Here is a 26996-nt window from a genome sequence, read left to right on the forward strand (position 1 = left end):
TTTATTGACAATCATTATTTAACTGAACAATAATTTGATCTTTTTTTCCTGCTACCCAATTAGCAAAACGTCTGGCTAAAGGAGGAACAAAGACTAAAGGGCTAGTAAAACCATTAAAAACATAAACTCCTGACCAATTTTTGACATTACCAATTACAGCAATTGAATTAGTTGTAAAAGCCACTAAACAATGATGAAAATTTCCTGGAATTTTTTCGACGAAAGGTAGAATCTTAGCTACTTGTTGGCGAATTTTTACTTCTGCTAAACTTTGATCAAACTTGACATTTGGATTAGTGATAATCCCACTAATTTGACCAATACATAAACTACCATCCAGAAACTGAACTGCACCTGCATCTAAAATAGATTGTATCGGTTGATCATCTAATCGATCCCAAAGAGATTGTTGTTCGATTTCACTAGCAGTTGCTTCTAAGGCAAATCTTTGTTGTCTGGCAGGCATAATAATAGAACGCAGCTTAAAATCTACAGGGGGAGTTGTAATCAGTTGGGCATGGGTAAAATAATTTTTGACTACGATATCAGATTGTTTAAGTAGTGAACGAGTTAAACCGCCTGCACAAACTACAGTATTAGCAGCGTAATAAGTATTTTGAGAAGTGACTACGCCTTGAATTAAATGTTCACTACCGAGTAATTTAATCACAGGTTCGTAGACAATTGTGCCTCCCAAACGAAGAAAAGCTTGTTGATAAGCTTGGGCAGTTTTTTGCGGATGAATATGACCATGAGGTAATTTTAATATACCCGCGATCGCTTTAGGATTTAATAATGGTTCTAGTTCACAAGCTGCTTGGAGATCTAAAAGTTCAGGAGTAACGGCAAACTGAGAGTAGTTTTGCAAGATTTGGATAGGATCATCTTCCTTGTCAATGGTTAAAACTAAATCTAATTCTCTAAATTCTGTATCTGCTTCTAATTCTTCGGATAAATTGCGATGTAACTCGATTCCTTCTTGACACAGTTGACGAGTTAATTGATTTGTTCCTGACCAATAAGCCAAACCACCATAACTGTATACAGTAGCATTATTAGGAACTACATCTTTTTCAAGCAGAAGAACTTTAAATTTTTGTTTACTCAGTTCGTAAGCAAGTGCCGAACCAGTTATTCCTGCACCAATTACTATCCAATCGTAAATTGTCATTAATTGTTATTTGAGCTTGTTACTGATTTTGTTTTTTACCAGAACAATCTTACGATCAAGACTAGTCTTTTGTTGTAATTATATTAGACATTACCCACAAGAGCGATCGCTTTTACTTACAAAAATTTCTTATCTCAATTAATGAGAAGCAAACTAATTCTCCGTGTCTCCAAGTCTCCCACTCATTCTTAACCATTAAATTAAATGATTAACAGCTTATCTAACGCCAATCATCCCAAGATTGATTAAAAATAGAAGTATTCGGAAACGCAGTTGGATTGCCACTTTCATTAAGTTTTTTCTGAAGTGCTTGTAATTCTTTTTCTTTTAAATAAATCTCGTCTACCATTTGATAAGGTAGAATTCCCTGGTCTAAAGCAAAAGCTGCCGTCATGCCTGCTGCTACACCAGAAGACCATTCAAAGGAATGTACCCGATAAGCTGCTGCTGCAATATGACTTGTCGCAATACTTTTACCAGAAACAATCAAATTATCGATTTTTTGAGGAATCATCGACCTAAACGGAATTTGAAAAGGATAAGCTAGCCCTTGTCCTCTTCTTTCTCCTGCTTTTTCTGTATTACCCGGTTTTTCAGCAGGAGATTCACTCATACAGGGATGAAAATCAATTGCGTAATGACCAATACCTACAGAATCAGGATAAATTGTCGAACGAGTTCGGCGTTTTAAAGAATCAATATCAGCATTTCGATTAAAAACAGCTTCTAAACCATCAATTAACCGCCACAAACTACGATAAGTTGTTGGAGATAAAGTATTGCGGTAATATTCATCCCGATAATCAATTCGCGAAATATCAATTTCAGAAATTGTAAATCCTTGAGAATAACCAGGATAAACTCTACCAATAATTCTTCTGCCTTCCCTCATATAAGGATACTTAGATAAACCATGAACTGTACCCATTGGTGAATCTAATCCAGTTAGTAAACGATTATTAGGATTAGGTTTTTTAACCCCGTCTCCCAATTGAGAATCAGTTGTTCCTTCTACCAACCAATAAAAATAACCGAGGGCGTGATCCTCTCCTTTTTGTAAAGTTTCTGTCCGTAAACCGCCCATCCAACCATCTGGTTCTAGTTGTCCTGTTGCTTGGAGTTGTTGGCGAGTATAAACTAAATTATCTTTTGCTGTTCCTGGACGATAATCATTGCCCCAAGTCCAGTTTTGCATCGAAATATCGCCAGGAGTTGGTTTTGTGAAAGAAATTCCCCCAAATTTATCTGATTGTCCTTTTTTTGGACTCCAAATTCTTCTATAGGTAAATACCAAATCAAAACTTGCCAGTCGTTCTAATTCATAACTGTAATATTGATGATGCTGAAGATAAAAAGGAGGCATTCTATGAACTTGTGGTTCTTCTGTTGCCTCCATCGCAAAGGTATAGGTAAATCCTTGAGTACAGTAAGGATCGTTTGTAAAACTAGAAGCAGAAGGTTCATGAGAAGAAATAGGGTCGATTCCTAAACGATAAGGAACATCTGCTAAACCAATGATTTCTCCTGTTTCAGTAGCCTCGATAACGTACCAATTTGTAGGTTGTTGAGAAGATTTTGGTACAAAACGAATAATATTTTTTTCAAAACGCTCTGAATCTTCATAGGTATATGCGTCTTCAATCGTTTGGGAAAGAGGTTCGGTGTTGAGAGGTGCTGTATTAGGTGCTGGTTGGTGTTGAATGGCAACTGCGCTAGTGATTTGTTGCCCGCCATTGACAGTATCAATATCTAAATCTTTAATTACCGTAGAAGGAAACCACTTTAATGTTCCATTTCCTTTTTTGGCTGCGTCTTGAAGTTGTTGCGAGATAATAGTGTGGGCATCATTGGGCAAAAAACAAGATTGACTAACCCAACAATCTCCTGGATTTAATTCACCGTAAAATTTCTCAATTCTTTCTCTTAATTCCAAATAACCACGAGGATAAAATAGTTGGGCGCGTTGAGTATCTCTTTCATCTAAAGCAGATGTTCCTTGAGAAGAAATTTGTCCTCCCAACCAATCGGTAATCTCTGTCAAACAAACAGTTTTTCCTGCTAGTAAACCTTCATAACTAGCTGCTGCCCCTGCTAAACCTCCTCCAACGACTAAAAGATCACATTCTACTGTTTGGTCTGGATTTGGTGATGAGGTTGCCGAGAGAGGAACAGAGAATGATTCATAAACAAATAAACTTAAAGACAGAGTAACAAAGTGTTTAAGCCATTGTTTGGTTGGTTTATAGATCATTATGCTTTTAAATTTTAGAACAATTAGTTTAATTTTTTAGCCAATTAGTTATAGCAGTACAAAAAAACATTAGGACATTATTATTGCTCGTAGGGGCGATTCATGTCTCCGAAGGTGCAGCGAAGCGGTCACCCTTACGATATTTTTGTGTCCCAACCCTATGACGTAGTGCTATAGTTATCCAAACAAACATTTCTAGCATATTAATAAATTCCTTGAGTTATTTTGTCTTAATCTTTTACAAAAATGTACATACTAAAACTTGATAAATCTTTAGTTAAAAAAAGCTTAAATAAAAAGATAAAAACCAATCACCCCAAAACAAAGTTAATGCTCCTCCTAAAGCTAAAAATGGTCCAAAAGGCATTGGTTGTTTTTGATTAAGTAAACCCAATCCCATCGCAGTAATTCCTATCAAAGCACCAACTCCACAAGCTAAAAAACTAGATAAAAAAACATATTTCCATCCCAACCAAGCTCCAATAGTTGCCATTAATTTGCCATCAGCATCACCCATAGCTTCTTGTTGAAAAATAATTGAGCCAACGATTCGGATGATTTCTAATAACCAAATACCTAATACTACACCCCCAATACCAAACATTAATTGATTGATAATTCCCGTTTCTCTTGCAACTTGCCAACCAATAATTATTTGAAATACTAATCCTAAAACTAAACCTGATTTAGTTAAAGAACTAGGTAAAGTCATGGTATCAAAATCAATCAAAGATAAAGTTAATAACCAACTAAGAAAAGTCCAATATCCTAAGGTATTAATACTGTAGCCAAATCGCCAAAAAACTAGTAGAAAAATAATTCCTGTGGCTGCTTCTACTAAAGGATAACGACTAGAAATAATAGTTTTACACCAACGACAACGACCTTGTAACCATAACCATCCTAATATTGGTACATTCTCAGTTTTACCTAATTTATGAAAACATTTAGGACAACGAGAAGAAGGATAAATTAATGAAATACCTGCTGGTAAGCGATAAACGACTACGTTTAAAAAGCTACCGATCGCAGCACCAAATGTCAAGACAAAAATACTGGCAATTACGTTTACTAGCGTTTCTACCATAGTCGTAAAGATTTAAATTGTAAGTGCTACGTTAACAATGCCCACTTACAACTTAAAATTTACAATTCGCCTGAAAATTGCTCAGTACATTTCTGCTTCTATTTGATTAATATGAATAAAACATTCTCCTGGTAACAAAATAGGCTTATCTCGGAAAATTAATTGGCCTCGATGAGTATCTCTATCTATTGCTACTCCAAATGGTTTTCGATTCATCTTAGAGTGCAAATTACAATAAGTGCGATAGATTCTCCTAGCTGCTTTAATTAAATTGGGGTCTAAAAACATAGACGATTCCTCTGCCTGACGATTATGGCTTGGACGTACCGATGAGTAAGGCACTTTAGCGATCCCAAAAAGATTCTGTTCCAATTTAGCTCAATTTTGGAACTAACATAAAGTTATAAAATGTGAACTTATGTTGCGCAGTTTTGGGAACTAAACAACTTAGTGTTGTAAAGAGTTTGTTCTAAGATTGTCAAGAGTTTAGTTACAAATTTAAAATTTTAAAAAGATCATCAATCCTTTTCTCTTCAATCGGTTATTCTATGACATCTTCTTCCGTCAATCATATTTATCCTGTAATCTGGCAAAACGACAAAGTTTTCCTCATCGATCAAACTCGCTTGCCAGGAGAATATAGCGTAGTAGAAATCAGTCTTTGTGAAGACATGGCACAGGCAATTCGGACAATGATCGTTAGAGGTGCGCCTGCCATTGGTGTAGCTGCTGCTTACGGAATGTATTTAGGAGCAAAAGAAATACAGACAACAAATCGCGAAGTTTTCCTCAAAAAATTAGAGAAAATTGCTCAATTATTACGAGAAACTCGTCCTACAGCCGTCAATCTTTTTTGGGCAATCTCGCGAATGCTCAAAATCGCTTATGAATCGGTTGGTAATGTTGAACAGATTAAGGCAATTTTACTAGAAACGGCTCAAGCTATACAATTAGAAGATCTCAAAACTTGTCAAGCGATCGGTGATAACGGTTTAATTGTACTGCCAAGCGAACCAACCAAATTAACAATTCTTACCCACTGTAATACTGGTTCTTTAGCTACTGCTGGATATGGTACAGCTTTAGGAGTCATTCGTTCTGCCTGGCGAGAAAATCGTTTAGCAAGGGTGTATGCTGATGAAACTCGTCCTCGTTTACAAGGGGCTAAATTAACTGCTTGGGAATGTGTTCAAGAGGGTATCCCTGTTACAGTCATTACAGATAGTATGGCTGCTCATTGTATGCAGCAGGGTATGATTGATGCAGTGATTGTTGGAGCGGATCGGATTGCTGCTAATGGAGATACTGCTAATAAGATTGGCACTTATTCTTTAGCAATTGTCGCTCAAGCACATAATATACCTTTCTTTGTTGCAGCACCTTTTTCGACAGTTGATTTTAGTATTAGTGATGGTAGTCAAATTCCGATTGAAGAAAGACATCCTTCCGAAATTTATCAAATTGGTAATACAGAAATTTGTGCCTCGGGTGTAGAGTTTTATAATCCTGCTTTTGATGTTACCCCTGCTAGTTTAATTAAGGCAATTATTACAGAAAAAGGAGCAATTTCTCCCCAGGAAATCATTAATTATCGTCGAGAACTTGCAATTTAGCTAAATTAATATAGTGGTTCTCAATTTTAGAGATACAGTGTTTTTGTTAATGGTTGATTGTTAATGGTTAATGGTTAATTGCTACTTGCTACTTACTAACTGATTACTGATAATTGTTAATGAAATATAGAATATAAATATTTGTACAATACAAATGTGTCTACGATTTGTTTTTAATTTTTATTTAATCAAGAATAGATATAATCAACGATCAAATTATAATTAGAGCGCAATGTCAAAATTTGAAGAATTATGTCAAGTTTATGCCAAGGCGAAACAGGAAGCAGCAGAAAACTGTCGAACTTGTCAAGATTTTACTGATGTTTTTGTTCAAAAAATGGGTGAATATTTTGACTGTTCTTTTGAGCAAGACAACATTTCTTTTGATGATCAAGGTACAATGCACTTTCAAGTTTTATTGACCTTATACGACAATCCTGAAAATTTGGAAGAGTCTACAGAGGAAAAAGTATCTATTTCTTTATCTGTAAGTAAAGTTATTGATAATTATATTGTGACTATTTTTCCTTGGATGAAAGAATTTAAATTATTTTGGGATGAGTTTAATAAATTTGAGGAAGTGTATGAATTTATTTTTGAAATAATTAAAGAATCTTATATTGGGAGAAGAAATTTTTTTTCAGAAGATTATAAAGATTTTCATAATATAGGATGGGAATTTTAAATTTTATTTGTGGTTTAATCTGAATGTTTCAATTCTAATTTTAGATCAGCAAAAATATCCATAGATACACACAGATAAACACAGGTTTAATTTTGTTAATACCTCGGCAATGATAATAATAAAAAAAGTAGGTTCAGCTTTTTACTGAACCCAATCTAAAAAAATTTTTATTTTGTTGATTAAACTGGTTGCCAATTAGCCCAATCTTGAGGCTTGAGAAATGTATTATATAATTCTGCTTCAGGAGTATTTGGTTCGGGATGATAATTATATTCCCAACGAACTAGAGGAGGTAATGACATCAAAATTGATTCGGTACGTCCATTCGTTTGTAAACCGAAGATTGTGCCTCGGTCATATACTAAATTAAACTCGACATATCTACCGCGACGATAGAGTTGAAAATTGCGTTCACGATCGCTGTATTCAGTATCTTTTCTTTTTTCTAAAATTGGTACATAAGCAGGTAAAAAGGCTTTACCACAGTCTTGTACAAAACTAAATAAGTCTTCCCAATTACGAGGTTTAATTTCTTCTAAGTCCCTACTATAGTGCGCTGCTTTTCCTTGTGGATCAGGTCCTCGATACAATTGTCCTTGTCCGTCTTGATAGTCGAAAAAGATCCCACCTATGCCTCTAGTTTCTTGACGATGTTTGAGATAAAAATATTCGTCACACCAGCGTTTAAAGACAGGGTAATATTCCGAATTATGGCGATCGCAAGCACCTTTGAAAGTCTTGTGAAAATGGGCTGCATCTTCTGCAAAAGGATAGTATGGAGTTAAATCTGCACCACCACCAAACCACCACACAGAGCCAGCTTCAAAATAGCGATAATTAAGATGGACTGTGGGAATGTAAGGATTACGAGGATGAAGTACCATTGAAGTTCCAGTCGCATAAAAACCATGTCCTTCTGCTTCGGGACGTTGTTTGAGAATTGAAGGTGGTAGTTGATGTCCCCAAACTTCAGAAAAATTAACACCGCCTTGTTCTAAAACTGCCCCTGCTTGCATAACTCGCGATCGCCCACCACCGCCTTCTTCTCTTTCCCAGCTATCTTCTCTAAATTTGCCTTCACCATCAGCTTGTTCTAAACCAGTACAAATTTCATCTTGTAGTTGTTTCATAAACTGACTCACTCTTTCTTTGGAGTCAGCAGGAGGAATAAAGGTATTGGTTATGTCTGTTTTGATAGCTGTCATTGCTTTATTGCTCAATTTGCTACGTTTAAAAGTATTGAAAAATTGTATATGCTCAAACTAATACTGAACCAGAGTAGAGGTATGGAGAGGTTAGAAACGCAAAATATCTTAATATACCCAAGACTGATCTCAGTTTAATTTTAATCGCCTACAATATGTGCCTAAGCATTTCAAGATCAAGAGGAGAGAGCTATGATTTTTTGTTTTTCCTTCAAACTCTTTGCCAACAGAGGAAAACTCTCCTGCAAATTTTTAGTATTCAAAACCTATCGTGCCGTCAGTGATGCACCTGTTGAAATTCTCTGGCAAAAACTAATCGATTTGGCTGACGTTTCTTGGCATCCTTTGTTTGCTAGTACAAATGTTCCGAGAGGATTAATTGCTAAACCTGGTTTAATTTATCAAGTAGTCACTCGCTTGACTCCCATTCCGATCCGAATGTTTGTGGAAAATGTACGTCCACTAGAATTACTCAGTATGAGGGTAATTGCGATCGCAGGATTAGAACAAAGAATAACTTATCAAGTAGAATCTACCCTTTGTGGTAGTTATATTTCCTATTCAATTACCCTCAAAGGTTGGTTATCACCGATCATGTGGTGGTTGATTCGTCCTTATTGCGATCGCGTTGCTACAGAATTAGCTCATGCAGCAGAAAATGGTTTAGCTTTAGATAGCTAATCTACAGTTATCAGTGACCAGTTACTAATTACTAATTACTAATTACTAATTATGAAGGATGAAGGATGAATAATTAACAATCAACCATTAACCATTAACTTATCGAACTATCGACAACCCAAACTGTCTCTGGTGGAAACTCCTGTGGTAGGATTTACACCTTCTGCCCGTTTACAAAGTAGATAAATTTGATAGCGATCAAGAATTGAATCGGAAAAATCTGCCCCAGTAATAGTAGCACCATCAAAATTAGTACTGGTTGCTACTGCCTCACGAATAATGGCATTGGTAAGATTAGAATTATCTAAAGCCACTCGATCCATTAAAGATTTAGTCAAATTTATTTCTGCTAAATTAGCGTTAGAAAAAACTGCTTTGGTTAAAATCGAATTACTCAGATCTGAACCTTCAAAATTTGCGCCTCTAGCATCAGCAGCAGCAAAAACCGCACCAGCTAAATCTTTATGAGAAAAATCTTGATCGCGTATTTCACTATAAGTATAGTTAACTGCACTTTCTTGCGCTAAAGCTGGGTGCGCATCTAACAAAACCCACAAAATGGCTAAAGAAAAAATAATGACTAAAGCTAATAAACTGCGGAGGAGTTTAACTAGCATTCTCTTGTAATCAATAGCGAATAAAATCATCTTCTACATTAAGATATTGAGCATCTTCTCCAATGCGAATTGTCAATTCAAAATTGGCATCGCTAGTAGGAGATAATTCTAATCTACCTAAACCCAAGCTTTTTTTCAGATAATCTGCAAAAGCGATGTTTCCTCGTTCAACAATAATTTCGGTTTGATTTAAATTGATTGGAAGATGATCGATCAAATAAACATTGCGAAAATCTCGTTGTTTAAAAAAATCAAGCAGACGACTAGCTAATTCTGGATTATCAGTGGTATTTTGTACTGCGATCGGAAGATTTTTTAATTCTAAGGAATAGTTAGTTTCCGCAGAAGCAATCTGAGCTAAATGATCATTGTCAAGCATTTTGACTGGTAAATCAGTTTTTTTAGGCTGATATTTGACATATTGTGGCACTATAGTTAAATTAATTTGTTCTGGTTCTAATTGATGAATAAAATTAGCTATAGCTAATATTTCTGCTGAAGTTAAGTTAGTATCAATATATTGTTTAAGGCTAGAAAGAATTTTAGGAATATTATTTGTTAATTCAGGAGAATGCCAATATTGATGCAATTGTTTCAAAAAAATCTCTTGTCTTTGCCAATTGGATAAGTCATTTTGATTTTTGTGAGGTTGTTGCCTAAGTTGAGTCAGAATAGTTGGATTAACATCTTTTTTTGTAATAAACCAATTATTTAATTGTTCTAAAGCCAGATAGGAAACTCTAAAATAACCATCAATAGTTAAAGGTTGGTTAGGTGAAACTCCTAAATCTGTAAAATTGTCACTAACTACTTGAGTTAAAAACTTAGCTCCACCATAACGATTAGCATTACTAATATTAGTTTGACCAATTCCAGAAATTTTTACCTGACTATCGTTAGGGATACTAATAACTCTAAGAGTTTTTTGGTGAGGTTTAAATTGTAATAGTAAAATTGTTTTGCTTGAACCAGTAAAAGTAGGAGAGTAACGATCAGAAACACTTTTTACAGGTTCAATTCCAATAAAAAGAATATTAACTGGTTGCTCAAAAGAATTAGGATTCAACTTGGCAACGGATTGATTTGGTGATAAATTAGAAGTTTTCGTTTGCTCGATAACTGTCATGATTGCATGATTAATTGGGTCAATTGAAGTTAAGCTTGCTCCAATTATTCCAGAAAGAATGGTAGTCAAACTGACAATAACTCCCCAAGATAAACCATTACGAAATGATAATAATTTTTGATGTCGATTAAAATTCAAGTTAATCTGATTTTTTTGATAAAAAGAATATTTTAAGTGTTTTAGCATTAAAGCAATTATTTATCAATGCAATCTTATTGACTCAATCAGATTATATTTGGATTAAGGGTATATCTAAATCAGTTATCAGTGACCAGTTACCAGTTATCAGTTATCAAATAGCAAGTTACCAATCAACCATCAATCATCAATCATCAACAATTAACAATTAACCAATAACAAACACCAGAATGTTGGCTGTACTTCATTACCCTCAGTAAAGCTTTAAGTTTAAACAATATCCCGATGATGAATTTTTTAATTGGATTAAAATAGCCAGATTTTTTACTAAAAAAACAGATAATTGAGAGTAAACTTTTAATTTTATTGTATTTCAGTTAAAGTTCATTTACATTACAATCATTCACTTCTGATTTGTCAATGATTTTAAGTTAATCGTAGTCAAAACAGATAATGAGAAGCGAAGATAGGAAAGATTGATACCCGAGGACAAATGGGAATGGAGACAAAGTTAGTACCAATCATTCTAGCTGGCGGAAAAGGAGAACGTTTTTGGCCACTCAGTCGCAGAAAAAAACCCAAACAATTTTTGTGTTTAGATGGTAGTGGTAGAAGTCTTCTGCAAGCAACTGCCGATCGCTTGTTAGATTTGGCAGGAGGATGGGAAAACCTCTGGGTAATTACTTCGGCTTTGATTGCTGAGGGTGTAATAGAACAATTACCCGAACTTCCAAAAACTAATTTATTAGTTGAGCCAGAAGGCAAAGATACTGCTGCTGCTGTAGCTTGGGCAACTCTAGAAGTATCAAAAGCTCACACCAAAGACGCAATTTTAGGATTTTTTCCTGCCGATCATTGGATTGGTGATTGTCGAGCTTATCTTAAAACTTTACAAGCTGCTACTCAACTCGCTAAACAACAAGACGCGATCGTTACTCTTGGTATTAAACCCGATTATCCTTCCACTGGTTATGGTTATATTGAGCAAGGAGAGACAACAGGAAAGTTTGATTCTTTAATTGCCTATAAAGTCAATCGTTTTACCGAAAAACCCGATCAATCTACGGCTCAATCTTTTATTGAAACTGGGAATTTTAGTTGGAATAGTGGCATTTTTATTTTTCGCTCTCAAGTTGTTTTAGATGAATTAACTGTTCATGCTCCCGAAATTATTCAACCTCTTATTCAAAAAGGACAAGCAGCTTATTCTCAATTAGAGAAAAAAAGTATTGATTATGCTTTGATGGAAAAAACTCAGTTGGCTTACGTTTTACCTGCTAATTTTGGGTGGGATGATCTTGGCGACTGGAATGGGGTAGAACGACTGCTTAAAGGAAAAGAAGATAATGTTGAAATGGCTACTCATCTTGGTAAAGATACCAAAGGAACAATTTTATATTCTAGCGATCGCGAAGAAGTAATTGTGACGATTGGGTTAGAAGATGTGGTTGTAGTGCGAGACGGCAATGTCACTCTGATAGTTCATAAAGATCGTACTCAAGAAATCAAAGAAGTAGTTAAATCGCTGCAACAAAATCCTCATTTTGAACATTTACTTTAAATTATTAGTTCAGTAGAAAAAACTTGATTTTTATAAGGAAGAAACTCTTGAATTTTGCAATTTTTCTAGAGCTTTTTCTTTTTTTTTTATAACTATTATTTAAGAACCAGAGGTTTGCTCATACTTTGCACTCAAAGAAGTCCGCTGGCGCAACAAGCGATCGCTGTACGACAGCGATTGTAGCAATTATTATTATAAAATTTTCTAATACTAAAAATTGAGACTACTAATCGAATTGATTGGTATCACAGCTTATTTTGGTAATAACTCTATCTTTTGATAGAAGTATGTTCGTAAAATTAGCATTTAAGATTTGAATACTGTATAAGCTGATACGATTAGCTCGCAAATCTTATAAAAAAAACTAATGATACAACAAGCAGTTCAAAAAAATTGGCAGTTAGTACCCGAAATCAAAAATCGTCTACAAGCAGGAGAGGTCATAATTCTGCCAACAGATACAGTTTATGCTTTAGTCGTCGATGGTAATAATCATCAAGCTTTAACCAAACTTAGACAGATTAAACCCCCTACATCTCCTCAACCTTTAACTATATTCACTCGTCGAGAAAAAGCTGAACAAGTAGTAATAGTCAATCGAGCAGCAGAGGAAATGATGAGCCATTTTCCTTATCCTGTAACGATGATTATGCCAGCTAAACCTTCTTTATCTGAAATTATTACTGATGGTTACAAAAGCGTATTTGTAGCTTGTCCTGACCGCTTTATTTACGATTTAGTCAACGAACTACCCTTTCCTTTAGTAGGACTTGCTGCTTCTTTTGCAGACACCAAAGTTACTGATGCTAATTTAGCTCAACGTTTTTTTGGCGACAAAGTTTCCTTGATTGTTGATGGTGGTCAATGCAAATATGGTCGCAGTGGAACTTTAATCGACTTTACTGTAGAAATGCCTACTATTATGACCTTTGGCACAGTTTCAGTTGATGATTTAAGACCTTTAGTTTCTCAAATCGTTTTACCTTCTCATCTGATGAAATAATTTCTGTCTGAGATTCTAGTTAAGACTACGAATTGCTTCTAAAAGTCCCCTAGCTTTGTTAAGAGTCTCTTGGTATTCTTGTTCAGGAACAGAATCAGCTACTAAGCCAGCCCCTGCTTGCACAGATACTAAATGACGGTTGTTTGATTGGGGACGAACTACCATCGTTCTGATTGTAATCGCGCTATTTAGTTGTCCTTCAAAATCATAGTAGCCATAAACTCCTGAATAAGGACCACGACGTTCTGGTTCTAATTCGTTAATAATTTCCATTGCCCGAATTTTAGGCGCACCACTAACTGTACCCGCAGGAAAACAAGCTTTAAGTAAATCCCAAGCCGTTTTATTGGCTTCTAACTCTCCAATTACATTACTCACAATGTGCATCACGTGGGAATAGCGTTCAATCACCATCAATTCGTCTACTGTAACGCTACCTTTGACACAAACACGACCAAGATCGTTACGTCCTAAGTCTACTAGCATTACGTGTTCGGCAATTTCTTTGGGGTCTTGTAATAAATCTTCTGCCAATGCTCGGTCTTGCGTTTGGTTGATTCCTCTTTTTCTTGTTCCTGCAATTGGTCTAAGGGTTGCTTTAATTTTGTTATTTTCCCAGCGTTCAGCTTTGACCATCACTTCTGGAGATGAACCAATCAGTTGCCAATCATTAAACTGATAATAAGCCATATAGGGAGAGGGATTGACTACTCGTAACGAACGATACAAATTAAAAGGATGACCAGTGTAAGTAGTTGATAATCGCTGCGATAAAACTACTTGAAAAATATCTCCTGCCCGAATGTAATCTTTGGCTTTTAGAACATTCTGACAAAATAATTCTTCAGAGGTGTTACTAGAATAAGTTAATGGTGGTTGTTCTGTATATTGATCTGTGGCTTTCCACTCCAAAGATTTAGCTTCTACTGGCAGCGGTAATTGTAATTTTAAAACTAATTTGGCAGCGCGATCGCAAGCCTCTTGATAAGCTTGTCGTACATCCGTGTTTGTCTCTCTGAGATCCGCATAAGCGATCGCCCAAATTTTACGTTTGACCTGGTCGAAGATAATCAAATTATCAACCTGCATCCAAACACCATCAGGTAAGTCTTCGGAAGTTGGCTCATAAACTGGTACTCTTGGTTCAATCCAACGAATTAATTCATAACCCCAAACCCCAAATAATCCGCCGATCCCTGGTGGTAATTGAGGCAATTTTACTGGTTTAATTGGTTCAAGGCATTGAGCCAAAATTTCAAACGGATTACCATTAAAGTTTTTAACCAACCCATCTCGATACGTTTGAGTGGTTACTTCTCCTCTAGCTTCTAGTACCCAAACAGGATCGCAACCGAGAAAACTATAACGACCAAGGGTTTCTCCGCCTTCAACTGACTCTAATAAAAAACTATAGGGTTGACCTGCACAAACTTTATACCAAGCCGATACAGGTGTTTCCAAATCCGCGACTAACTCTTGATAGACAGGTACAAAATTGCCTTGCTGGGCAAGGGCAGAAAACTGAGTAAAATCGGGGAAAATCATGACGGTAATTGGGGACTAAAAATTAGGGACTAGGCATGAAGCAATAACAAATCTTATCATCTTCCTTCCAGTCTCTAGTCATTAATCCCCATAAAAATAAAATTAAACTTCGTAAGTAGCTTTACCAGAGAATTTTATGGTTGCTGGATTAGGATTATCACCAATTTTTCTGTCAATTTTGCCGTTGTATTCACGACCTTCATTAACTTTTTCAGGGAAAACACCATCAGCAGGATGAAGGTATTGAACTTCCCCATTGGGATAAATGCGGTAAATTTTATAATTTTCAATTTTGGGTTTAAATTTAGTCCGCAGTTGAGCTCCCATAGCAATACATTGCTCTTTACGAGCTAAATAAAGGATATTATCACCTTCATTCATAGTTGCTGCGCCACCAGTGGGCATTTCAAATACCTGTTCTTTAGGACTCGTCCAGGTAATGGCGTATTTTTCCTCTACTTGTGCTTTATAAAGTAAACCGCCAGTGCTGCCACCAAATTGAGGTGCTTTTCCACTAAGTTGTTCTGCCATAAGAAAATTTCTCTCACAGATATATTAATTGGATATGTAGGGAATGCTATCACTGAGTCTGTGTCCTTCTCATAGCTCTGTCAAGAACTGTAACAGTTTGTTAGTTTTTTCTTTGAGTGTTATGTTTTTTTTGCGATTTTGGTTTTTTCGTAGGTTGGTTGAACTCAGCCGTAGCTTGATTATCGCCCAGACCCTCATTAAAAACAGGAATAGTAAAATGAAACTGACTGCCTTGATCCCTTCCTTCTGATTCTGCCCAAATTTTCCCACCCCAATTTTTGACAATTTGTCGGCAAATCGCCAATCCTAGACCTGTTCCTCCTGCACTACGTCTTAAAGCTCCTTCTTCTTGATAAAATCGCTCAAAAACTGTTTCTAAGCGATTTGGCTCGATACCTCTACCTGTATCAGTGATTGTGACTTCTAATTTGTTACCAACTTTAGGTTTAGCTGCAATGGTAATTTGTCCCTCACTGTTAGTAAATTTGCAGGCATTATCGAGTAATTTTGCTAATACTTCTACTAGCCATTCTCCATCTGCTTGTACCAAAGGTAATTCAGCAGGAGTCAGATTTACAATTTGCGGTAGTTTTTTTTGACTAAGACGCGATCGCACGTTACTGATTGCCAATTCAATACATTCATTGATTGATAAGGCTTCGCTATTCCACTCGACTCTGCCACTTTCTAGACGAGATAAAGTCAAAAAATCTTGAATCAGATTACGCATTCTTTCCGCATCAGCTAAAGCAGTATTAAGCATCACCTGACGTAATTCAGGAGACATATCGGGTTCGCTAGCTAAACTTTCTAAACAGACTTGAATGGTTGATAGAGGCGTACGTAATTCATGCCCTGTAATTGCCACTAAATTAGAACGAGTACGGTCTAATGCTTCTAATTGTTCGTTGAGGTCTTCCAGATTAGCATAGGATTCTGCTTGAATCAAAGCTACTCCCACTTGAGTTGCGATCGCGTCTACTAAGGCTACATCGTCTTCCTTCCAAACAATCGGAACTTCATCACAATGATGTAATTCCATCATGCCTAATAATCGGTCTTGATACAAAACTGGAACTAACAACCAAGAAGAAATCGAACAAGTCTGTACTAAATTAATTAAATATTCTCCTGTACCTTGTTGCCAAGCCTGTTGATTGATTCTAGGATCTAGACGAGTATCATCAATTCTTAAACTATCTCTTAATTCAACTACTTCTTCAAATAAAGGATTATTTTTTAACTGCCAAGTTTGTCCTTTAACCGATTTTATGCCTGAACTGATAAATTCATGATTAATAATTGCTGCGCTATCTTTTTCACTACAGCGATATACCAGACACCGACAAACGTTTAAACCTTCTCCTAGTTTTTGCACAGCAACTTGTAAAATTTCTTCCGTATCTAAAGAACGTCTAATTGCATCAGTTACTGAATTTAATAACTGTTCTTTTTGTTGTTTAATTGCTAAAGATTTATTTGCTTTAAGTAGTTTATAATGACCCGCTTGTAAATAACTTACTAATCTTTGAACAAAAGGATCGGGATTATTATTTTCTAGTTTTTTTAATTCTCTTGGTGAAAGTTTTGGAGATGATTCAATTGGATTTGTTGCCAAATAAATTTTGCGTCCCCGCTCAATTTTTTGATTTAATTCTGGTCGATATTTTAAAATACGTTGCAAAAGAAGATCGGCAGCCTTAAGACTAATTTGGCGCTCAAAAGTCCAGATACCTTCAAAACGACGACTATTATCCATTGCCGAACTAGTTTGTTTATCATTTAAAAAGTTAGTTTTTTCGTGACAAATCAAACAGCTAGCGTAATCTTCTCCAATCACCACCAAATGCCATTCTTGCGCCAAACTATCAGTAGGCTCAAAAGCAACTGTTTCATAGACATGAGAACTATGCTTAAATTCAGCTTCTGGTGCAGCTAAAACGTAAACTTGGTCAGTTTTTTGGGCAATACGTCGATAACGATGGGCTTCTTGACGATAAAAACGTTCTTTTTGAAAAGAAGCAATAATCAAGGGTGAGTCTGAACTTGCCAAAACTCGATCTTCCATCGCGTGCGATAAAGCAGTCAGAGAAGATTTAAAGTACATTTGTGGTCGCCAACTGGGAAAATGTTTCAGTAGCTGAACTACCACAGACTTAGATATGCTCATCTATAATTTCTTCTTGAAATACGAACCAATTTTGCATCAGCAACCATAGTCCTCAAACCCAACAATTACATATACATAAAATTTGCCATTAAAATTAATAGATTGATTTGAAATAGTTAGGAATGAGAGCATGGATTAGAGAAGTGCGAGCAAGCCTTGCTCCAAGGGAGACTAAGTTTGCTTGTTTTTTGTTTTTGCTCCCTATTGAACATCCTACAAAAAACTGTCTCCTTTCCTTGACTAAAAAATTATAATTCTCAACAATTACTGAGATTCTTATTTAGGTGGAATAAACTATTGACTGTTTCCATTGTCAACAACACAGGTCACTATGTTATTTAGTTTTAAACCTAGTCTAACTTGGATTAGCACCCTTTTATTGCTGACTATTGCTGCTCCTTTAAAAGCTTTAGAAGTTAAAATTACTCCTGCTCAACCTCAACTAGGCGATACAATTTCTGTCATTGTCAAAACTGACTCTAGTTCTCAACCCAAAGTTATGGTTGAACAACAAGAATATCCAGTTTTTTCTTTAGGCGATCGCTATCGAGCTTTACTACCTACTTCTCCTCTCAATCAAGCTGGTAAGTTAACTATTCGAGTTCAAGGTGATGGAGAAACCAAAAACTTGGCTGTTTGGCTCAAAAATCGTTCTTTTTCTGTCCAAAGAATCACTTTAACAGGTAAAGCTGACCGAGAAGCCACCGAAACCGAATTGAATCGAGTTGCTCAATTCAAAGCTTTAGTTACACCCCAAAAATATTGGCAAGGTTCTTTTATTAAACCTAATGCAGGTAGAATTTCTACTGAGTTTGGGATACGTCGTTATTACAATGGTGTTTTTGCCCAAGATTATTATCACAGAGGCGTAGACTACGCTGGAGCGACAGGTTCTTCAGTAGTTGCTCCTGCTGCTGGTGTAGTTAAATTAATAGGTAAAGAAGCAGAAGGGTTTCAAGTTCACGGTAATACTATCGGCATCGATCATGGTCAAGGTGTAGTTAGTATTTTTCTTCATCTTCAAGATATTTATGTCCAGGAAGGAGATGTAGTCAAGGCAGGGCAATCAATTGGAACAGTTGGTTCAACTGGAGCATCTACCGGTTCGCATTTACATTGGGGTCTGTATGTTCACGGAGTCTCGGTCGATCCAGTTCCGTGGCGATTCGGTGAAATTAACTAGAAAAAATGAGAATGTGGCTTAAATTAGTGAAGTTTATTTAGATTAAATAAACTTTTCGATAAAAACAGTAATTTAATGACGCCATTTGCGATTTTCTGGGGAAAGATTAAGATAGTCAGAAGCATTATTTTGAAATTTACACTGCCACAATTTGGGAAACTATGGGGATTCAAGCAATAGTACAACAGGCTCTTCAAGACGGCTATTTAACTCCAAGCATGGAAGCAGAAGTCGGAAAGATTTGTGATACCGCAGCAGAACTGTCGGTTGAAGAGTATATGGCTTTGGATAAATTAATGGGAGCTTTACTCACAGGGGAAGTTGTTGCTGTTCCTCGTAAACAGTTTATCAACGTGATGGAAGAATTAGTACTCAGCCAAGCTATTACCCGTGTTGCTGAAATTGAACAAACTAGCGAAGAATCTCTAGATGTAGGAGATATTGCTGCTTATGCTCTTAATCGCTTGCCTCCTCTCTACGCTACTACCGAAGAAGGTGCTAATTATCAACGGCAACGTGCCAGAGAAGAATTACAAGATTTGATCAATCAACAAGTTAATGATGCTATTGCCCGTTATCTAGACCGTCCTACTTTCTTCCCCGAAAGACAAGCTCTTAGCAAAACTAGTCATTCCGATCTTGCTGGTCAATTAAGTAATATGCTCAAAGATTATGCTCCTGATTATGAGCAAAAAGCAAATTTCTAATTAGACAATCAAGGAACTTTTTTAAAAAAATTTGGTCTAGCAACCAAGAAACCCTATCTAGATTTTTGTAGATAAGTACATGAGTCAATCTCTTCCTGTATCATGGTCAAGAGTTGAGGTGACCGATCCTAAAAACCTTGTGTCTCCGGAAAAACTCTCTAACTATGATCTGATTGTGCGCTGTCAGGAAGGCTCTCAGCCAGACCGATCCGCGTTTGCTGAATTATTGCGTAGATACCAATCTCACGTTGACCGCTTACTCTATCATCTTGCTCCTGATTGGCAAGAGAGAGCCGATTTAGCTCAAGAAGTATGGATTCGTGTTTACCGCAATATTAATCGTTTACAAGAACCAGTTAAATTTAGGGGCTGGCTAAGTCGCATTGCCACAAATTTGTTTTATGACGAATTACGCAAACGAAAACGCATAGCCGAACCAGTCTCTTTAGATGCTCCCCTTTCTATCTCTGATGGAGAAATTAATTGGGAATTGCCGTCAGATTATCCTAGTCCTGATGACGATTTGACCAGAAGAGAATTTTATGACCAACTTCGTAGAGCGATCGCAGATTTGCCAGAAGCTTTTCGTACTACTATTGTATTACGAGAAATTGAAGGTATGGCTTACGAAGAAATAGCAGAAATTACAGGAGTATCTCTAGGTACAGTAAAATCTCGAATTGCCAGAGCGAGATTAAAACTACAATCGGTATTGCAAAATTATCTTGATGGGTAGTATGTTGGTAATAGGACAAAAAATTTTCTGGCACAAATACAGTTGCTTTGGCAGTAATTTTTTCCCTGCTTTTTAAGCTCAATATTTAAGTTCTACCCAGTGGTGATGTAAGAATGACATCTAAGTTTGACGATTTTGAGTCGAGTCACAAATTTTATTTGAGTGATTGGGAAGGTGAAAATACTACACCAGATTGCTTTGAATTATTGAGCGCATATTTGGATGGCGAAGTAACACCCCAAGAACGTCAACAAGTACAAGATTGGTTGGATAATGACCCCAAAATCAGACAAATTTATCATAAACTACGCCAACTGCACTGCAAATTTGAGAGTATTCCTATACCAACTAATCAACAAGTTACAGCAGATTTGTCAGTTAATGTCTTTCAAGCAATAGACCGTTCTCAACGAAAACGGCGACTTTTGTATTGGGGAGGAAGTGCAGTAGCTGCTTTATTTGTAGCAGTCATATCTGGTTTGTCTTCTGGAGAAAATTTAGGGTTTAAGATGGCAAACTCTGTAGAGAAACAAAATCATGAATCAATTATGGTAGCTGTGGCAGTAAATAAACCTGCTGTTAAAATTCCTAAAGCATCGGTTTCATCATCTAATTTGACTGATGAGCAATAATTTGATGTATTTGATTACTTATATTGCTTCTTAAAAAATATTTACGCCTCAAAAAACTCAATCCCGTCGACAAAAAGTAGTGTCAAAATTAATAATCAAAAAAAATCCTTAACTATCGTGATTAATATCTATAATTAGTTAAGGATTAAAAATGTTTTTATATAGCGATTCTTAAATTTGTCAGATCAGCATAAGACATTGACAAGTTTTCAATTAATAATTAACCATCAACTATCAACAAAAAACTAAGATATTGACTATATTTCATTAATGTAAGAAACGCTATATATAAAAGCAACTAGTATTTAAAATATTGAGAAAAATCATTGCCACTATTTTGTAGAGAATTTTGATTGACACCTTGAGTAATATTGTTGTTTTGACCAATGGCTGCTGCTGAATTGGAAGCACCTTGAATAGATGTTTGAGTAGAAGGAGAATTAGTATAACCATCAAAATCAAATTGATTTTGAACCGAGTTTTGATTGACATCTTGACGAATGTGGTTTCCGCTACCAACTGCGATCGCAGAATTAGACGCATTTTGTTGAATAACCTGTGTTTCTTGAGCAAAAGCAGCTAAAGGAGAGAAAGTTAAAGCAACAGTAGCTAAGATACCAAAAGTAGATGTTTTCATGATTTCTAGACCTCAATAATTAAAATAGTGATTATTTACTTTGTTTTGTCACAATCTTAGATACGTTTAGGTTTAATTTACTATGCAGCTACCCAGTACAATCAATTAATTTGTGATCAAAGCCATTTAATTGGATATTAAGCCCAAAAAAAAGGTAGGTTTTATCCCACCTCAAAAACATTACGTTATTAAAACTATCGAAAGCATTAACGATCAACTGAACCCATAATAATGTCAATACTTCCTAAAATTGGCATAATATCAGCAACTTTTACACCTTTAAGTAGATGAGGCAAAATTTGCAAATTGTTAAAATCGGCTGCACGTATTTTCCAACGCCAAGGGAAAACATTGTCATTACCAACAATAAAAATACCTAATTCTCCTTTGCCACTTTCGAGACGGACATAATGTTCGCCTGTCGGAATTTTAAAAGTAGGTGCAACTTTTTTAGCTATATATTGGTATTCAAAATCATTCCACTTAGATTTACGACCTTCTGCCATTCTTTTCGCTTCAAGATTCTCATAAGGACCGCCTGGCAATCCTTTAAGTGCTTGACGAATGATTTTAACCGATTCTCGCATTTCACGAATGCGAACTAAATAACGAGCAAAGCAATCACCAGCAGTTTCCCAATGAACTTCCCAATCGAAGTCATCATAACATTCGTAATGATCAACTTTGCGCAAATCCCACTTCACTCCAGATGCTCTTAACATAGGACCAGAAAGTCCCCAGTTAATTGCTTCTTCACGAGTAACTGTACCTACACCTTCAACACGACGACGGAAAATAGGATTATTAGTAATTAATTTTTCATATTCGTCTACTTTGGGATCGAAGTAGTCGCAGAAATCTTCACACTTATCTACCCAACCATAAGGTAAATCAACAGCAACACCGCCGACGCGAAAATAGTTATTATTGACCATGCGGTAGCCTGAAGCAGCTTCCCAAAGGTCATAAATCATTTCCCGTTCTCGGAAAATATAAAAAAATGGAGTTTGCGCGCCAATGTCAGCCATAAATGGACCTAACCATAATAGATGATTGGCAATACGGTTCAACTCCAACATAATGACGCGAATATATTGAGCGCGTTTTGGTACTTCGATACCGGCAAGCTTTTCTGGAGCATTAACTGTAATTGCTTCATTAAACATCCCTTCTGCATAGTCCCAACGACTAACGTAGGGTACATACATGACGGTAGTGCGATTTTCTGCAATTTTTTCCATACCCCGATGAAGGTAACCGATGACAGGTTCGCAATCGATTACATCTTCTCCATCCAGAGTCATGATTAAACGCAATACGCCATGCATTGAGGGATGATGAGGTCCCATGTTAAGAACCATGGGTTCGGTTCTAGTTTCGATTTTTGCCATAAACTAAGCGTTCCCTCAACAAGAAATTCACAAATAATTGCTGCTACTTTTTATATATCTTATCGGGTTTGGGTTGAACAAAACTGTGTCTCTGTTTTCTATACTCAATGATTACGGTAAGGTAATCTAATTGATGGTTATTTTTGGAGTTTGATTTAAAACTCTTCTTTCTCCATAACTGAGAAGACGGTTAAGAGTGTCTAAGCGATTTTGCCAGACTTGTACTTGATAAGCACTAATAGTTTTATCTGCTTCCATCCACTCAGGAAAATCCCGACGGAACGAATTAAGAGCTAATTGGGCTGAGAGAAAATGCTTTTGAGAAGGTTCATCGGCTAATTGTTGTAAATTTAAAGCTAAATTATCTGCTTTTTTTGCCCATTGTTTTAAGCTGATTTCATCTAAAACTAATTGATTATTACTGAGAGCAAAATTCCATTCTTTTTGCAAATTTTGATAGCGAGATACTGTAGCTTGAAAAGGCTGACGATGGGGTAAAGGTTCTTGAGTTTGAGTTGTCAAACGTCCTTGAGTTCGACTGAAAATCTGTTCCAAATTAGAATTAAAATTCTCGGCTGCAAACAAAGCGTAGCCTTCTGTGGGCATACCTCTTAATAGCTGCATTTGATCTACTGCCACAACATCAGGAAGATTAAGTAACCTAATTCCTGGTAAAAGTAGTGCCGAGCCTTGACTAGATGAATTCCAAAGTGGACTTGCCAATTTTTCTAACTCTGAAGTGTCCATAGCATAGGTCATTGGGACTAGTAAATCAATCCATCCTTGTCTAATCCATTCTTCCCAGTGTTGTTGTATTTGATCTAAACGCTGTTGCCGAGGCATCGGAAATACGGCAGTCGATAGAATTAAATCAGGACGTTTTTGTTTCAAATCTTGAGAAACAGTTTGTACAAAACTATCAATTTGTTTAATCCTAAATCCAGTCCATTGTGACCAAAGAGGATCGCTTAATTGTAGTTTGACGGGATCTACTCCTGTTAGTTGTTGAAATTGCTGTCTGGCAGCAATCCCATAACCATAACTTTTACTACCAGTGTGACTTTGAAAAGGATAACGGATGTAATCAAGCTGAATTCCGTCTACTTTGTAGCGAGTAGCAATTTCTTCTAATAACAAAGAAAGATATCTTCTCACTCCAGGATTGGCTGGGTCGAGAAAAGCTTTACCAGAATTATAATGAAACTTATTTCCTTCTCGGTCTGGGTTTGCCCAGTCAGGATATCTAGATAGTAATGGCCCTAAATAATCTTGGGGTAAATTAAGGATCAGATTGTGCCGTTGGTTACCAGCAGCAAAAGCCCATACCCAAGCGTGTAGTTCCATGTTGCGTTCATGGGCGAGTTTGACGGCTGACTCAAGTGGATCCCATCCTCTGACTAAAGGATTTTGTTGGGGGGCAACTCGACTCGGATAGATTGTATATCCCGCGTTAATTGTTTCAAAAAAAACTGTATTGATTCCTGCTGTTGCCAAACGGTCAAAGATTTTGGCTAAATCTGACTCAGATCTAGCTTTGACAATTGTGCCACGGTCAAGCCAAATTGCTCGAATTTCTGGTTGTGCTACTTGTCGATCGGTGGGATAGTTATCCCAAAGATTGCGCCGTGTATCTTGCCATTCTCGTTTAGCGCGAAGATAGTCTCTTTGTGCTAGTAGACTATGAAACTTGTTGAGATTGGCTTTGGCTTCTTTGAGAGCTTGATGAGCTTTACTATTTAAGGAAATAACCTGCTGATTAGAAGACTGAACAGTATTGCCTTTGGTTTGTGGACTAAGTACTGTTTCAATATTGTTTGAGGAAACTAACTGTCGATTAAAAAACTGATAATTATTTTGTTTACTTTGTTGACTAAGTACTTGTTCGATAACTTTTTCCGTAGAATCTCCAATATTGCTAGCGTTAGCATCAGCAGTAAGCAGTGTACTGGCAAAACGATTAATTAAACCCTCTAATTCTTGAGTCATCGTTGCTGCTTGTTCTGGTGCGATCGCATTTGAGGGTGGAATCAGATTGAAGTTGGATTGTGGTGAAGGAGGCTGAATTTGCCAACCTGGTAGAAAAGGTCTTGATTCTTCAATCGATAAGCTGTTAGGGTTGCAAGGTTTTGGCTGTTGATAACCTTCAGGGTTGAATTGTCCATAGGTGCTGATGCCATAACGATTGAGTGATGCCTGTAACCAAGCGCTATCCATCGAAGCAGGAGCAACGGTATCGACTCCCCAACGCCAACCCAAGAAGGTAGAGTTGTTGGTAACAACGGCAGCAGCAGGATTACCATTAGCTAACCACACTGCTGCGGTTTGACTCTCGACGTTGGCAGGAATTACAGCACCACCAATAAATGTACGAGAAAGTTGTGGTCGATCATACCATTCTGAAGGGCTGTTAGCAGATAGTTCTAGAGTTGAAGGTGAAGAAAGAGAAAATCCCCAATAAGCTCCAAAAAGCGATCGCAATTGAGAACGAACTTGCGGTTGTGAAAGGTTTCCTGTCGGCCCGGTCACAATTACTTTGCCACCGCGATTCATCCACTGTTCTAAAGCTATGGCTTGAGAGCCTGTTAAATTTTCTACATTGGGTAAGAATAAAACACTAATATTACCCAAATCTAACTCTCTTTGCCAATTAGCTGTATCGACGATACAATAATTTACCCCTACTTGTTGTAAGCGGTTGGTAATTTCTGCCCATTGTCTAGCATTTTCTTGGCTTTTCACTACTCCCAAGACTTCTGCTGTTGCCAAGGTTGGTGTAAGTACTATACTCCACGACAGGAGAACAGACAAAATAGCGATCGGATTTTTGGCATTGATTACTCGTAAAAGAGCTAGCTTGAAACCAAGTCTTTGCCAGGAACAACCACTTACTACCACAAATTTCTCCTTCTACCTGATTGTTTACCAGTCTTTTAGCTAATTTGTGACCGCGGAAACGCGATGGGGCTTATAAAGTGCGCACACAGCCCCTTGTGAACGCAGGCTACGCCTATCATAAGCGGAGTACCGTTCACTAAAAATTACAAACACCCATTATAATCTTCTCTCTATCAAACTGTTTGAGTTGAAGAGGAGATTCTGGGAGGTAAAATGACTAGTAAATAGCATTTAATCAGAATTACACAAAGTTTCTCTGAATGATGTAGATTAATATACCTAAGTTTGAAAAAATTCAGTTTAAAAATCTGATTAAAAGCTTAATTTTAATTTAAGTTTTGAGTAAAATCTAAAAAAAAAATTAATCTCAATTTGGCTAAACTTGAACAGAAAACTCAGTTGTTTCTAAAGTAGACCAGACTGTTTGTAGTAGGTTATTTAATCCTGAACCAGTTGCAGCAGAAATGGTAAAAATCGGGTCTTTAGTGACTTGCTTCATTTGTGCGATCGCATCAGCTAAAATTGCTGGTTCTACCGCATCAATCTTATTCAAAGCAATTATTTGTGGTCTTTGAGCTAATCCTCTGCCATAGGCGATTAATTCGGCTTGAATAGTTCGATAATTACTAATAGGTTCTTCGGCAGTAGCATCAATTAAATGCAACAATAAACGAGTTCTTTCGATATGACGTAAAAAATCATGACCCAAACCAATACCTTCGGAAGCACCTGCAATTAAGCCAGGAATATCAGCAAAAACTGTGCCATCTCCTGTCGGTTTTTTGACTACTCCTAAGTTGGGAATCAAAGTTGTAAAAGGATAATCGGCAATTTTAGGACGGGCAGAAGATAAAGCAGAAATAAGTGTAGATTTACCTGCATTAGGTAAACCAATAATCCCCACTTCAGCAATTAATTTCAATTCCAAACGTAAACGCCGTTCTTCTCCTGGTAATCCTGGTAAAGCGTGTTCTGGCGCACGATTTCGATTGCTAAGAAAATATTTATTACCTAAACCTCCCTTGCCTCCTTCTGCCACACAAAGAGTATCACCAGCATTAACTAGATCACCCAATAACTCTTCTGTATCCGCATCATAGATCATCGTACCGCAGGGAACTTCAATAATGCGATCGCTTCCCTGCGCTCCAGTCCGATTATTAGGACCACCTCTTTTGCCGTCGTCGGCTTTAAATTGACGAGCATAGCGAAAATCAAGCAAAGTTTGTAAATTTTCTGCTGCTAATAAAATTACCGACCCGCCTTTACCGCCATTACCACCAGCAGGACCGCCAGCAGGAACATATTTTTCTCTTCTAAAGGCAACAATTCCATCGCCACCTTTTCCTGCGATTACTTCTATTTCTGCTAAATCAATAAATTGCATTGAAATATGATTGATAGTTAATTGTTAATGGTTGATTGTTATAT

At 36.7% G+C, this 26996-nt stretch carries 23 protein-coding genes; 9 read left to right on the plus strand and 14 right to left on the minus strand.

The annotated features are described in order from the left end of the window. Position 1: 1 nt before the first annotated feature. The 4 genes from STA7437_RS19105 to STA7437_RS19120 form a co-directional block, all read right to left on the minus strand. Complete coding sequence (locus STA7437_RS19105) at positions 2 to 1171, minus strand: NAD(P)/FAD-dependent oxidoreductase (RefSeq protein ID WP_015195025.1); 1170 nt, start codon at positions 1169 to 1171, stop codon at positions 2 to 4. 220 nt (positions 1172 to 1391) lie between these two features. Then, the gene (locus tag STA7437_RS19110) at positions 1392 to 3422 is read right to left on the minus strand and encodes an FAD-dependent oxidoreductase (RefSeq protein ID WP_015195026.1); all 2031 of its coding nucleotides are present in this window, start codon (positions 3420 to 3422) and stop codon (positions 1392 to 1394) included. Between the two features lie 277 nt (positions 3423 to 3699). Then, entirely contained in the window at positions 3700 to 4509 is an 810-nt protein-coding gene (locus tag STA7437_RS19115) for a prepilin peptidase (RefSeq protein WP_015195028.1), read from the minus strand. Positions 4510 to 4590: 81 nt separating this feature from the next. Continuing rightward, complete coding sequence (locus STA7437_RS19120; RefSeq protein WP_051036071.1) at positions 4591 to 4797, minus strand: hypothetical protein; 207 nt, start codon at positions 4795 to 4797, stop codon at positions 4591 to 4593. 260 nt (positions 4798 to 5057) lie between these two features. On the opposite strand from STA7437_RS19120, the gene mtnA reads away from it, so the two are divergent. Beyond that, complete coding sequence (mtnA, locus tag STA7437_RS19125) at positions 5058 to 6122, plus strand: S-methyl-5-thioribose-1-phosphate isomerase (protein ID WP_015195030.1); 1065 nt, start codon at positions 5058 to 5060, stop codon at positions 6120 to 6122. A gap of 232 nt (positions 6123 to 6354) precedes the next feature. Next, entirely contained in the window at positions 6355 to 6807 is a 453-nt protein-coding gene (locus tag STA7437_RS19130; protein WP_015195031.1) for a hypothetical protein, read from the plus strand. Between the two features lie 179 nt (positions 6808 to 6986). Here the strand turns inward: STA7437_RS19130 and hemF are convergent, their stop codons facing one another. Further along, entirely contained in the window at positions 6987 to 8012 is a 1026-nt protein-coding gene (gene hemF, locus STA7437_RS19135) for an oxygen-dependent coproporphyrinogen oxidase (protein WP_015195032.1), read from the minus strand. A 192-nt stretch (positions 8013 to 8204) separates the two neighbouring features. Between hemF and STA7437_RS19140 the strand changes: the two genes are divergently transcribed. Next, a complete protein-coding gene (locus STA7437_RS19140) occupies positions 8205 to 8693 on the plus strand; it encodes a hypothetical protein (protein ID WP_015195033.1) in 489 nt (162 codons plus the stop codon). A gap of 107 nt (positions 8694 to 8800) precedes the next feature. Here the strand turns inward: STA7437_RS19140 and STA7437_RS19145 are convergent, their stop codons facing one another. Further along, on the minus strand, positions 8801 to 9310 hold the full coding sequence (locus tag STA7437_RS19145; RefSeq protein ID WP_015195034.1) for a pentapeptide repeat-containing protein: 510 nt from the start codon (positions 9308 to 9310) through the stop codon (positions 8801 to 8803). A gap of 10 nt (positions 9311 to 9320) precedes the next feature. Next, positions 9321 to 10574, minus strand: coding sequence for an LCP family protein (locus STA7437_RS19150; protein WP_171815463.1), 1254 nt, complete (start codon positions 10572 to 10574; stop codon positions 9321 to 9323). 499 nt (positions 10575 to 11073) lie between these two features. On the opposite strand from STA7437_RS19150, the gene STA7437_RS19155 reads away from it, so the two are divergent. Next, positions 11074 to 12135: a mannose-1-phosphate guanylyltransferase gene (locus STA7437_RS19155; protein WP_015195036.1), complete on the plus strand. Its 1062-nt coding sequence runs from the start codon at positions 11074 to 11076 to the stop codon at positions 12133 to 12135. A 367-nt stretch (positions 12136 to 12502) separates the two neighbouring features. Further along, entirely contained in the window at positions 12503 to 13138 is a 636-nt protein-coding gene (locus tag STA7437_RS19160; protein WP_015195037.1) for an L-threonylcarbamoyladenylate synthase, read from the plus strand. A 15-nt stretch (positions 13139 to 13153) separates the two neighbouring features. On the opposite strand, the gene trpE is transcribed toward STA7437_RS19160, so the two are convergent. The 3 genes from trpE to STA7437_RS19175 all read right to left on the minus strand — a co-directional run bounded on the left by trpE (position 13154) and on the right by STA7437_RS19175 (position 17384). Then, a complete protein-coding gene (trpE, locus tag STA7437_RS19165) occupies positions 13154 to 14683 on the minus strand; it encodes an anthranilate synthase component I (protein WP_015195038.1) in 1530 nt (509 codons plus the stop codon). A 102-nt stretch (positions 14684 to 14785) separates the two neighbouring features. Then, positions 14786 to 15214 (minus strand): photosystem I reaction center subunit II PsaD, encoded by a 429-nt coding sequence (gene psaD, locus STA7437_RS19170; RefSeq protein ID WP_015195039.1) that lies wholly within the window; start codon positions 15212 to 15214, stop codon positions 14786 to 14788. A 100-nt stretch (positions 15215 to 15314) separates the two neighbouring features. Beyond that, the gene (locus STA7437_RS19175) at positions 15315 to 17384 is read right to left on the minus strand and encodes a DICT sensory domain-containing protein (RefSeq protein WP_015195040.1); all 2070 of its coding nucleotides are present in this window, start codon (positions 17382 to 17384) and stop codon (positions 15315 to 15317) included. 331 nt (positions 17385 to 17715) lie between these two features. Between STA7437_RS19175 and STA7437_RS19180 the strand changes: the two genes are divergently transcribed. The 4 genes from STA7437_RS19180 (at position 17716) to STA7437_RS19195 (ending at position 20642) form a co-directional block, all read left to right on the plus strand. Then, positions 17716 to 18567 (plus strand): M23 family metallopeptidase, encoded by an 852-nt coding sequence (locus STA7437_RS19180; protein WP_015195041.1) that lies wholly within the window; start codon positions 17716 to 17718, stop codon positions 18565 to 18567. A 161-nt stretch (positions 18568 to 18728) separates the two neighbouring features. Then, positions 18729 to 19274 (plus strand): late competence development ComFB family protein, encoded by a 546-nt coding sequence (locus STA7437_RS19185; protein WP_015195042.1) that lies wholly within the window; start codon positions 18729 to 18731, stop codon positions 19272 to 19274. 79 nt (positions 19275 to 19353) lie between these two features. After that, positions 19354 to 20010 carry a sigma-70 family RNA polymerase sigma factor gene (locus STA7437_RS19190; protein ID WP_015195043.1) on the plus strand — a complete coding sequence of 219 codons (657 nt, stop codon included), beginning with the start codon at positions 19354 to 19356 and terminating at the stop codon, positions 20008 to 20010. A gap of 113 nt (positions 20011 to 20123) precedes the next feature. Further along, a complete protein-coding gene (locus tag STA7437_RS19195; RefSeq protein WP_015195044.1) occupies positions 20124 to 20642 on the plus strand; it encodes an anti-sigma factor family protein in 519 nt (172 codons plus the stop codon). 298 nt (positions 20643 to 20940) lie between these two features. Here STA7437_RS19195 and STA7437_RS19200 read toward each other — a convergent pair whose 3' ends face one another. The 4 genes from STA7437_RS19200 to obgE form a co-directional block, all read right to left on the minus strand. Further along, the gene (locus STA7437_RS19200; protein ID WP_015195045.1) at positions 20941 to 21279 is read right to left on the minus strand and encodes a hypothetical protein; all 339 of its coding nucleotides are present in this window, start codon (positions 21277 to 21279) and stop codon (positions 20941 to 20943) included. A 206-nt stretch (positions 21280 to 21485) separates the two neighbouring features. Next, positions 21486 to 22670: an NAD(P)H-quinone oxidoreductase subunit H gene (locus tag STA7437_RS19205; RefSeq protein ID WP_015195046.1), complete on the minus strand. Its 1185-nt coding sequence runs from the start codon at positions 22668 to 22670 to the stop codon at positions 21486 to 21488. Between the two features lie 126 nt (positions 22671 to 22796). Then, positions 22797 to 25505, minus strand: a complete 2709-nt coding sequence (locus STA7437_RS19210) for a glycoside hydrolase family 10 protein (protein WP_041620200.1) — start codon at positions 25503 to 25505, stop codon at positions 22797 to 22799. Between the two features lie 436 nt (positions 25506 to 25941). Then, positions 25942 to 26952, minus strand: a complete 1011-nt coding sequence (gene obgE / locus STA7437_RS19215) for a GTPase ObgE (protein WP_015195048.1) — start codon at positions 26950 to 26952, stop codon at positions 25942 to 25944. Positions 26953 to 26996 lie beyond the last annotated feature (44 nt).

This window comes from Stanieria cyanosphaera PCC 7437 (genome assembly GCF_000317575.1).
GTDB lineage: Bacteria > Cyanobacteriota > Cyanobacteriia > Cyanobacteriales > Xenococcaceae > Stanieria > Stanieria cyanosphaera.